Source organism: Actinoplanes sp. NPDC026619 (genome assembly GCF_040638295.1).
Classification (GTDB): domain Bacteria; phylum Actinomycetota; class Actinomycetes; order Mycobacteriales; family Micromonosporaceae; genus Actinoplanes.
In genome coordinates this window covers 1-11,641 of the sequence record NZ_JBEZYA010000063.1, presented here as the reverse complement: position 1 = coordinate 11,641, position 11,641 = coordinate 1, and the positions used below count along the sequence as shown (strand labels likewise).

Below are 11,641 nucleotides of genomic sequence, written 5' to 3'. Positions count from 1 at the left end.
TTGCCGGGGTTGGGGTGGTGGTGTTCGAGGCTGCGCAGGCCGGCCAGCAGTTCGTCGCGGGTGTGCGCGGTGGTGGCGGCGCGGTGCGGCTGGGGGGTTCGCCGGTTGATCGTGGCGCTGATCTGGGTCAGCGGGGTGCCGGGGTGTTCGGTGATGTAGGCGCGCAGGTTACGGGCCTGGTCAGCGACAGCCTGCTCGGTCTGTGCGGACAGCAGCAGGGTGTGCGGGCCGTCGTCGGCGCCGGTTTCGTGCTGGGCGGCGGGCGCCTGTTCGAGGATGACGTGGGCGTTGGTGCCGCTGATCCCGAACGAGGACACGGCGGCCCGGCGCGGCCGGTCATCCGCCGTGGGCCAGGGCGTGGACTCGGTCAGCAGGGTGACCGCGCCCGTCGTCCAGTCCACATGGGGCGTGGGCGTGTCGGCGTGCAGGGTCTTCGGCAGCAGCTCGTGCTGCATCGCCATGACCATCTTGAGCACACCCGCGACGCCGGCCGCCGCGAGCGAATGGCCGATGTTCGACTTGATCGAGCCGAGTCGTAGTGGCCGGTCGGTGGGCCGGTTCTGGCCGTAGGTGGCGAGCAGCGCTTGGGCTTCGATGGGGTCGCCGAGCGCGGTGCCGGTGCCGTGGGCCTCGACCGCGTCGACGTCGGCGGGGCCCAGGCCGGCGTTGGCCAGGGCCTGGCGGATGACCCGTTCCTGGGACGGACCGTTCGGTGCGGTCAAGCCGTTGCTGGCGCCGTCCTGGTTGACGGCGCTGCCACGGATCACGGCGAGCACCGGGTGGCCGAGGCGCTGGGCGTCCGACAGCCGCTCCAGCAGGACCAGCCCGGCGCCCTCGCCCCAGCCGGTGCCGTCGGCCGACGAGGCGAAGGCCTTGCACCGGCCGTCCGGTGACAGCGCCCGCTGCCGGCTGAACTCGACGAACGATCGCGGGCTCGCCAGGATCGTCACGCCGCCGGCCAGCGCGAAGTCGCACTCGCCCTGCCGCAGCGCGGAACTCGCCAGGTGCATCGCCACCAGCGAGGACGAGCAGGCGGTGTCGACCGTCACGGCCGGACCCTCGAAACCGAACGTGTACGCGATCCGGCCGGACGCGACACTGGTCGTGTTGCCGGTGGAGAGGTAGCCCTCGAGGTCCTCCGGGATCTCACCCGGCGTGCTGCCGTAGTCGGAGGCGATGACGCCCGCGTAGACCCCGGTCGCGCTGCCCCGCATAGCCGCCGGGTCCACGCCGGCCCGCTCGAACGTCTCCCAGGCCAGCTCGAGCAGCAGGCGCTGCTGCGGATCGATGGCGAGCGCCTCGCGCGGGTTGATGCCGAAGAACGCCGCGTCGAACTCGTCCGCGTCGTGGACGAATCCGCCCTGCGAGACGTAACTCGTGCCGGCATGGTCCGGGTCCGGGTCGAACAGCGTGTCCATGTCCCACCCGCGGTTGGCCGGGAACGGGCCGATGCCGTCGGTGCCGCTCGCCACCAGCTGCCACAAATCCTCGGGCGACCGCACGCCGCCGGGGTAACGGCAGCTCGCGGCGACCACCGCGATCGGTTCGTCGAGCGTCTGCCCACCGATCGCGGGCCGCGCGGCCGACGCCGGGGCCACGCCGGCCGGCGCGATCTGACCGTCGAGGTAGCCGGCCATCGCCGCCGTGCTGGGGTAGTCGAACACCAGCGTGGCCGGCAGCCGGAGCCCGGTCGCGGCATTGAGCCGGTTCCGCAGCTCCACGCCGGTGAGCGAGTCGAAGCCGAGGTCGCTGAACGCCTGGCCGGGGTCGATCCGTTCGGGTGCGGCGTGGCCGAGCACGATGGCCACCTGGGCGCGGACGAGATCGACCAGGATCTCGCGCCGGCGGGCCGCCGGGCTTCCGGCCAGTCGTTGCGCCAGCGAGGAGGCGGCGCCACCGGCGCCGGCTGCGGCGGCGCGGCGAGGCTCGCGGCGCACCAGCTTGGCCAGCATCGGCGGCAGCGTGCCGGAGGCGGCGAGGCCTCGGATCGCGGCCAGGTCCAGCCGGGCGGGCACGGTGACCGGCCGGCCGTCGGCGAGCACGGCGTCGAAAAGCGTCAGGCCCTGCTCCGGGGAGAGCGCCAGCAGACCGGACCGGGCCATCCGGGCGCGGGCCGCGGCGTCGAGCCGCGCGGTCATCGCGCTGTCGCCGGCCCACACGCCCCAGGCCATCGAGGCGCCGGCGAGACCGGCCGAGCGGCGCTGCTCGGCCAGCCCGTCCAGATAGCTGTTGGCCGCCGCGTAGCCGGCCTGGCCCGGATTGCCCAGCACGCCCGAGAGCGAGGAGAACATCGCGAACAGCGCGAGGTCCTGGCCGGCGGTCAGATCATGCAGGTGCCGGGCGGCCTCGGCCTTCGGACCCCAGACCGCGGCCAGGCGTTCCGCCGACAGCGCGGTGACGAGCCCGTCGTCGGTGACGCCGGCCGCGTGGACGACGCCGGTCAGGGGGTGCTCGGCCGGAACGCTGTCGAGCAGCCGCCGTACGGCGTCGCGATCGGTGACGTCGCAGTCGGCGAACCGGACCTCGGCGCCGAGAGCCGCCAGTTCCGCGGCGAGTTCGGCCGTGCCCTCGGCCGCGAGTCCGCGCCTGCTCACCAGCAGCAGGCGCCGGGCGCCGTGCCGGCCGGCGAGATGGCGGGCGAGCAGCCGGCCCAGTACGCCGGTCCCGCCGGTGACCAGGACGGTGCCGTCCGCCCGCAGCGGCGCCGGGATGGTCAGCACGACCTTGCCGGTGTGCCGGGCCTGGCCGAGGAAGCGGAACGCGTCCCGCGCCTGGCGGACGTCCCAGGTGGTGATCGGCAGCGGCCGCAGCACGCCGCGCTCGAAGAGGCCGAGGATCTCGCGCAGCATCTGCTGGATCCGGTCCGGTCCCGCGTCCATCAGGTCGAACGCCTGGTAGGCGACGCCGGGGTGGCCGGCCGCCACGTCCTCGGGCCGCCGGATGTCGGTCTTGCCCATCTCCAGGAACCGGCCGCCGCGCGGCAGCAGGTCCAGCGAGGCGTCCACAAATTCCCGGGCGAGCGAGTCGAGCACCACGTCCACTCCGAGACCGCCGGTCGTGGCCCGGATCCGGTCGGCGAACTCGAGGGTCCGCGAGTTGTGCAGGTGCGCCTCGTCGAGGCCCAGAGCACGCGCGACCGGCCACTTCCCGGGGCTCGCGGTGCCGAAGACCTCGGCGCCGAGGTGCTGGGCGAGCTGGACCGCGGCCATTCCGACCCCGCCCGCGGCCGAGTGGATCAGCACCTTCTCGCCCGGTCGCAGCCGGGCCAGGTCGTGCAGCGCGTAGTAGGCGGTCAGGAACACGATCGGGGTGGCCGCGGCCTGGGCGAACGACCATCCGTCCGGGATGCCGGTCAGCAGCCGGTGATCGCTGACCGCGACCGTGCCGAGCCCGCCGCTCACCAGACCCATCACGCGGTCACCTGGCGTGAAGCCGGTGACATCGGCGCCGACCGCCTCGACGATCCCGGCCGCCTCGCTGCCGAGCTGTGCCTCGCCCGGATACATGCCGAGCGTGATCAGCACGTCCCGGAAGTTCAGGCCGGTGGCGCGGACGGCGACGCGAACCTCACCCGGGCCGGGCGGCAACTCGGCGCCTTCGATCACGGCGAGGTTCTCGAGGCTGCCCTTCTCGCTCACCTCCAGGCGCCACGGCGTCCCGTCGGTGGGCACGGTGAGGGCGCCGCCGGCGGCGTGTTCCAGCCGCGGTACGAACATCGCGCCGTCCCGGACGGCGATCTGCGGCTCGTCACCACGAGCGACCCGAGCGAGCGTGTCGAGCGAGGCCGGCGCGTCGTCTAGGTCCGCGAGCAGCAGTCGCCCGGGATGCTCGGACTGGACCGATCGGACCAGCCCCCACACCGCGGACGCGCCGGGGTCGACCCGGTCCGTGCCGGGGCGCGCATTCACCGCGGACCTGGTCGCCACGATGAGGCGGGTCGCGCCCAGGGTCTCCGCGGCGAGCCAGGCCTGCACCCGCTCCAGCACGTACCGGACCGGGTTCGCGTCGTCTTCGGCCCGGAGCAGCAGCAGGTCGGCGCCGGCCGGCACCGCCGCGAGGCCGCGGTCGTCCCGGTCCAGCACGGCCCACCTAGCCGCGTCCCCATCGGACGCCGCGGCCGGCATCTCCTGCCACTGCACCGTGAAGAGGGAGTCCGCGGTGTCGGTCGGCCGGCCGCCCGGCTGCTGGGCGGGCAGGTTGCGGAACACCAGGGACTCCACCGCGGCAACCGGCGCGCCGGTCTCGTCGGCCGCCGTCAACGCGATCGTGTCGTCGTCGTGGCGCACCAGCCGCACCCGCAGCGACGCCGCGCCGGCCGCCGCCAGGGACACGCCGGACCAGCTGAACGCCAGGCGCGGAGTGGTGGTGGGGGAGTCGTCGCCGGTCACGAGAGCATGCAGGGTGGCGTCCAGCAGCGCCGGGTGGATGCCGAACCGGGCGGCGTCGCCGTGCAGGGCGTCGGGGAGGCGAACCTCGGCCAGCACGCCGGTCTCGTGCAGCCAGGCAGCCTGGAGACCGCGGAAGGCGGGCCCGTATCGATAGCCGCGCTCGGCGAGACGCTCGTAGCCGTCGTCGATGGCGATCGGCGTCGCGCCGGGCGGCGGCCACGCGCCGGCCAGCAGCTCGTCCGGCGTCGCGGCGTCCCCGGTGGTCAGCAGCCCGGCGGCGTGGCCGGTCCAGGGTCCACCGGCGGCCGGCCGGGAGTGCACGCTGACCGGCCGCAGGCCGGCCTCGTCCGGCTCGGCGACGGTGATCTGGAGCGCGACCGTGTCACCGCCGGTCAGCAGCAGGGGCGCCTGGAGAGTCAGCTCGTCCAGCCGGTCGCAGTCGAGGCGACGGCCGGCGAGCAGCGCCAGCTCGACGAACGCCGCGCCGGGCAGGAGCACACCGGCGCCGACCGCGTGATCCGCCAGCCAGGGATGGGTGCGCAGCGACAGAGTGCCGGTGAGCACCAGCCCGTCGCTGCCGGCCAGCGCGACCATGGCGCCGAGCATCGGGTGGTCGGCCCGCTCCAGACCGGCGGCGCCGACGTCGGCGCCGGAGCCAGGCCGCAGCCAGTAGGTCTCCCGCTGGAAGGCGTAGGTCGGCAGGGCCACCCGGCCGGCGCCGGTGCCGGCGAACACCGCCGGCCAGTCCACCCCGGCGCCGTGCACGTAGGCGGCGGCGAGCGCGGAGACCAGCGCCGGCGCCTCCGGCCGGTTGCGGCGGGCGGCCGGCAGCAGGGCCACCTCCGGCACCGTCCCGGCCAGGCACCCGGCGGCCATCGGGGTGAGTGTCGCGTCCGGGCCGAGCTCGACGAAGCGGGTGACACCGAGGTCGGCCAGCGCGCGGACGCCGGCGGCGTAGCGGACGGCCTCGCGGACGTGCCGGACCCAGTAACCGGCCGAGCCGATCTCGTCGGCGGACACCAGCTCCGCGGTCAGGTTGGAGACGATCGGGATGGCCGGTGCGGCGAACGTCAGGCCCTCGGCGACGCGGCGGAACTCGTCGAGCATCGCGTCCATGTGATGCGAATGGAACGCGTGGCTGACCTTGAGCAGACTCGTCTTGCGACCGCGTTCCCGCCACCGGTTCGCGACCTCGCGGACGGTCTCCTCGTCGCCCGACACGACGGTGGAGTTCGGCGCGTTCACCGCGGCGATCCCGGCGCGGCCGCCGAGGTCGCCGAGCGCGGCGGCGACCTCTGCCTCGGGGGCCTGGATGGCGGCCATCGCACCGCCGGCCGGCAGCGCGTCCATCAGCCGCCCGCGGGCGGCCACGAGCGTGCACGCGTCGGTGAGCGACAGCACGCCGGCCACATGCGCCGCGGCCAGCTCGCCGATGGAGTGCCCGATCAGGAAGTCGGGGCGCAGGCCCCAGTGCTCCAGCTGGCGGAAGAGCGCCACCTCGAAGGCGAACAGCGCCGGCTGGGTGAAGCGGGTGCGGTCCAGCAGGGTGTGCTCCGGCGAGTCCGGCGCGGCGAACATCACCTCGAGCAGCGGGCGGTCCAGCAGCGGGTCGAGGCAGGCGCGGATCTCGTCCAGGGCGGCGCGGAAGCGCGGGAACTCGCGGTAGAGCTCCCGGCCCATGCCGGGACGCTGACTGCCCTGGCCGGAGAACTGGAAGGCGGTCTTGCCGGCGGACACCGTGCCGGACACCACGCCCGCCGCCGCGTGACCCTCGGCCAGCTCCGCGAGACCGGCCAGCAGCTCGTCCCGGGTCGTGCCGATCACCGCCGCCCGGTGTTCCAAACCGGCCCGGGAGGTGACCAGCGACAGGGCGATCGAGGCCGGGTCGGCCCCGGGGTCGGCGGCGAGGTGGTCGAGCAGCCGCCGGGCCTGCGCGCGTAGCGCCGGCCCGGTGCGGGCGGAGAGCAACCACGGCGTCGTCGGCAGCACCGCCGGGTCGGCGGCCGGGCCGGCCTCCTCCGCGGCCGGCGCCTGCTCCAGCACGACGTGGGCGTTGGTGCCGCTGATCCCGAACGAGGAGACGGCGGCCCGCCGCGGCTGACCCGCGTCCGGCCAGGGCAGGGCCGTGCCGAGCAGCGAGACCGTGCCGCCGGACCAGTCCACGTGCGCGCTGGGCCGGTCGGCGTGCAGGGTGGGCGGGAGGATCCCGTTGCGGATGGCGAGGATCATCTTGATGATGCCGGCGACACCGGCCGCCGCCTGGGTGTGCCCGATGTTCGACTTGATCGACCCCAACCAGAGCGGCCGGTCCGCCGGCCGGTCCCGTCCGTAGGTGGCCATCAGCGACTGCGCCTCGATCGGGTCGCCGAGCGTGGTGCCGGTGCCGTGCGCCTCCACCGCGGCGATGTCGTTGGTGGTGAGCCGGCTGTCGGCGAGAGCCTGGGCGATCACCCGCTCCTGGGCTGCGCCGTTGGGAGCGGACAGCCCGTTGCTGGCGCCGTCCTGGTTGACGGCGCTGCCCCGGATCACGGCGAGCACCCGGTGCCCGTTGCGCAGGGCGTCGGAGAGGCGTTCCAGCACGACGAGGCCGGAACCCTCGGCGAAGCCGGTGCCGTCGGCGTCGGCCGAGAAGGACTTGCACCGGCCGTCCGGCGCGAGCCCGCGCTGGCGGCTGAACTCGACGAACAGCGCGGGATTGCCCATCACCGTGGCGCCGCCGGCCAGCGCCAGCGCGCATTCGCCGCGGCGCAGCGCCTGCCCGGCGAGGTGGATCGCCACCAGCGAGGAGGAGCAGGCGGTGTCGATGGTGACGGCCGGTCCCTCCAGGCCGAGGGTGTAGGAGAGCCGTCCGGAGGCGACACTCGTGGTGTTGCCGGTGAGCAGGTAACCCTCCAGCTCCTCCGGCACGGCGGCCGGCGGGGGCGCGTAACCGGTGGAGATGACACCCACGAAGACGCCGGTGTCGCTGCCGCGCAGCGAGGCCGGGTCGAGGCCGGCGTCCTCCAGGGCCTCCCATCCGGTCTCGAGCAGCAGCCGCTGCTGCGGATCGGTCGCCATCGCCTCCCGCGGGCTTATGCCGAAGAACTCCGCGTCGAAGTCGCCGGCGTCGTGCAGGAAGCCGCCCTCGGTCACGTAGGTGGTGCCGGGATGGTCCGGGTCGGGGTGATAGAGCGCCTCGGCGTCCCAGCCGGGCCGCTCCGGGAACGAGGAGATCACGTCGCGGCCTTCGACCAGCAGCTCCCACAGCTGGCCGGGCGCCTGGACCCCGCCGGGGAACCGGCAGCCCATCCCGATCACCGCGAGCGGCTCGTGCTCGCGCGTCTCCATCTCGCGCAATATCCCCCGCGTACGGCGCAGGTCGTTCGTCGCTCGTTTGAGGTAGTCGCGGAGCTTCTCCGTGGTCTCGCCCGACGTGCCCTGCTCGCTCATGCTGCCCCCGTTGCCGATTCCGGATCCGTTGCCCGCCGTGCCGGTCGAATGCGCCTCAGTCATGTCGCCGCCTCACCCGGCCCCGAGCTCGTCGTCCAGCGCCGCGAAGAGGTCCTCGTCGCTGACCACGTCCAGGTCGCCGGCGCCCGGGCCGTCGCCCGGCTCCATCTCGCCCCACTTCCAGAAGAGGGTGCGCAGCTGCGGCGCGAGCTTGGCGCGGGTCTCGTCGTCCCAGGCCAGGCCGGCCAGCGTGGTGTCCAGCCGGGCGAGCTCGGAGAGCACGTCCGACGCCGGGTCGGGCAGCCCCGGTGTGAGGTCCAGGTGCAACCGGTCGGCCAGCGCCTCCGGCGTCGGGTGGTCGAACACCAGCGTGGCGGGCAGCGCCAGCCCGGTCGCGGTGCGCAGACGATTGCGCAGCTCCACCGCGGTGAGCGAGTCCACGCCCAGCTCCTTGAACGCCCGGTCCGGTCCGATCGCGCCGGTGCCGGTGTGGCCCAGGACAATGGCGGCCTGTGTCCGTACGAGCTCCAGCAGTTTTTCCCGTCGCTCGTGGTCGCCGAGGCCGGCGAGCTGCCCGGCCCACGAGGCGCCCGGCGCCGAGCCGCCGGCCGCCGGCCGCCCGGCCGGTGCGCGGACCAGGCCGCGCAGGAGCGGCGGCACGGCGTCCGCGGGGATGCCGCGCAGCTCCAGGCCGATCGGCAGCAGAGCCGCCCGGTCCAGCGCGACGGCCGCGTCGAACAGGTCGACGGCCTGCTCGTCGGTGATGGCGCGGGTGCCGCTCCGGCGCAGCCGCTGCCGGTCGGCCCGATCGAGATGTCCGGTCATGCCGCTGGCCGAGTCGAACAGTCCCCAGCCGAGCGCGATCGCCGGCCGGCCCTGCGAACGGCGCTGCTGAGCCAGCGCGTCGAGGAACGCGTTGGCGGCGGCGTAATTGCCCTGGCCGGGCGGGCCGAACGTGCCGGCCGCCGACGAGGCCAGCACGAACCAGGCCAGATCGTGGTCGAGGGTGAGCTCGTGCAGGTGCCGGGCGGCGTCCACCTTCGGACGCAGCGCGGTATCCATCTTGGCCGGTGTCAGCTCGGTGAGGACGGCGTCGTCCAGCACCCCGGCGTTGTGCACCACACCGGTCAGCGGGTGCTCGGCCGGAATGCCCTCGATCAGCTTCAGCACGGCTTCCCGGTCGGCCAGGTCGCACGCCGCGAAGGTGGCTCGTGCGCCCAGCCTCTCGAGATCGGCACGCAGGTCCTCGGCGCCCTCCGCCGCCGGGCCGCGGCGGCTGGCCAGCAGCAGATGCCGTACGCCGTGCCGGGCCGCCAAGTGCCGGGCGAGCAGACCGCCGAGCATGCCGGACGCGCCGGTGACCAGGACGGTGCCCGCCGGATCCGGTGCGGCCGGCAGCGTCAGCACGACCTTCCCGACGTGCCGTGCCTGACTGAGGTGCCGGATCGCTCCGCGGACCCGGCGGATGTCCCATGCGGTGATCGGTAGCGGACGCAGCACCCGCTGGTCGCAGAGCTCCCGCAGGGCGACGAGCATTTCCTGTACGCGGTCCGGCCCGGCGTCCATGACGTCGTACGCCCGATATTCCACTCCGGTGTGCGCGGCCGCCACGTCCCCGGCGTGCCGGATGTCGGTCTTGCCCATCTCCAGGAAGCGCCCACCCGGCCCCTGGAGCCGCAGCGATCCGTCGACGTACTCCCGGGCCAGGGAATTGAGCACCACGTCGATCGGCTTGCCGCCCCGGTGGGCGCGGAACTTCTCCTCGAACTCGAGGTTGCGGGACGAGGCGATGTGGTCGTCGTCCAGCCCGCGCTCCCGCAGGACCGGCCATTTGTGCGGGCCGGCGGTGCCGTAGACCTCGGCGCCGAGATGCTCGGCGATCTGCAGCGCGGCCATGCCGACCCCGCCGGTCGCCGCGTGCACCAGCAGCGTCTCGCCCGGCTGGATCCGGGCCAGATCGACCAGGCCGTAATAGGCGGTCATGAAGACCACCGGAACGGCGGCCGCCTCGGCGAAGCTGTAACCCACCGGCATCGTGGTGAGCAGCCGGGCGTCGGTGACGGTCACCGGGCCGAGGCCGCCGGAGAGCAACCCCATCACCCGGTCGCCCGGCCGTAGCGCGGTCACGTCCGGCGCCACCTCCAGGATCACCCCGGCTGCCTCGCCGCCGGCCGGCCGGGCATCCTCCGGCACCAGGTCCAGCGCGAGCATCACGTCACGGAAGTTGAGCCCGCCGGCTCGGACCGCGAGACGCACCTGACCCGGCTCGAGCGGCTGCCCGTCCAGCGGCGACGGATCCAGCGAGAGCCCGTCCAGGGCGCCCTTGCCGGCCAGGGTCAGCGTCCAGTTCGGCGCGTCGGCCGGGGCCTGCAGAAGTCCGTCGTCGCCGGCCCGGGACAGGCGGGCCGCATGCGCCTCGCCGGCCCGGATCGCGACCTGCGGCTCACCGGAGGCGATCGCGGCCGGAACGGCGGCGTAGGACTCCGGCCGGCCGTCGACGTCCAGCAGGACGAACCGATCCGGGTTCTCCGACTGCGCCGAACGCAGCAGGCCCCACGCCGCGCTCTGGGTGAGGTCGCGGATGTGCTCGCCGTCGGCGACAGCGACCGCGCCCCGGGTGACGAGCACGAGGCGGCCGCCGCCCGCGGCCAGCCATTGCTGGAGCAGGGCCAGCAGGTCGTTCAGCCGCTCGTGCGCCTCTTCCGGGGTCGCGCCGGCGCCGTCCGGGCAGGCCAGCAGCACGTCGGCGGCGGGTTCGGGAAGGTCCGTCCGCACCTCGGCGGCCAGTGCGGCGAGGTGTTCGTCGACTCCCGCCGGCGCCCACAGCGTCCAGGTGGCGTCGACCGCCCGGCCGAGCGGCAGCGCCGGCCAGTCGAGCTGGAAGAGGGAGTCCTGGGCGGGCGCAGACGCCAGCTGACGAGGATCGAGCGGGCGGGTGGCCAGCGCGGCGACCGAGAGCACCGGGGCGTTCGCCGGGTCGGTGGCCTCGATGGTCAGCTCCTCGCCGGTCTGCCGCAGGCGTACCCGCAGCTCGGTGGCGCCGGTGGCATGCGCCGTCACCCCGGTCCAGGCGAACGGGAGCCGGATGTCGTCCTGCCCGGCGGCGAGCGGGTGGAGCGCGGCGTCGAGCAGCGCCGGGTGCAGCACGAAGTCGGCGGCGGCGCGTTCCTCGCCGTCGGGCAGCGACACCTCGGCGAAGACCTCGTCACCCCGCCGCCACGCGGCCCGCAGGCCCTGGAAGACCGGGCCGTACTCCAGGCCGATGAGCGCGAGGCCGTCGTAGTCGACGGGAATCGGGACGGCGCCGGCCGGGGGCCATGCGGTCTCCGGGCTCGGGCCGGTCGTCGCGTTGCCGTCGACCGATCCGGCCGCGTGCCTGGTCCACGGTGAATCGGGCTGCGGACGGGAGTGGATCTCGACCGGCCGCCGGCCCTCGTCATCCGCCGCGGTTACGGTCACCCGGACCTCGGCGCTGCCGTCTCCGGCAAGCACGAGCGGGGCTTCGAGGGTGAGCTCGGCGAGCCGCGGGCTGCCCACGTGCCGCCCGGCGAACAGGGCCATGTCGAGCAGGGCGGTGCCGGGCAGCAGGACGGTGCCGTTGACCGCGTGGTCCGCCAGCCAGGCGTGCGTGGCGGCGGCGAGCGTGCCGGTGAAGGCGGCGCCGGTGGGGAGGTCGATGGCGTGGTCCAGCAGGGGGTGGTTGCTGGTCCCGTTCGGGGCGGCCGTGGTGGTGGGGGTGAGCCAGTAGCGCTGGTGCTGGAAGGGGTAGGTGGGCAGGTCGATCAGGTGGGCGGTGGTGGGCCAGGTGGGCCGGTGGCCGGCGG

At 74.6% G+C, this 11,641-nt stretch carries 2 protein-coding genes; both read right to left on the bottom strand.

The annotated features are described in order from the left end of the window. Positions 1–7,880, bottom strand: a 7,880-nt coding sequence (locus tag AB0E90_RS51165) for an SDR family NAD(P)-dependent oxidoreductase (RefSeq protein WP_360421080.1), incomplete at its 3' end; no start/stop codon positions are given. A gap of 9 nt (positions 7,881–7,889) precedes the next feature. After that, positions 7,890–11,641 (bottom strand): SDR family NAD(P)-dependent oxidoreductase (locus tag AB0E90_RS51160; RefSeq protein WP_360421078.1); only part of this gene is annotated, 3,752 nt, incomplete at its 5' end.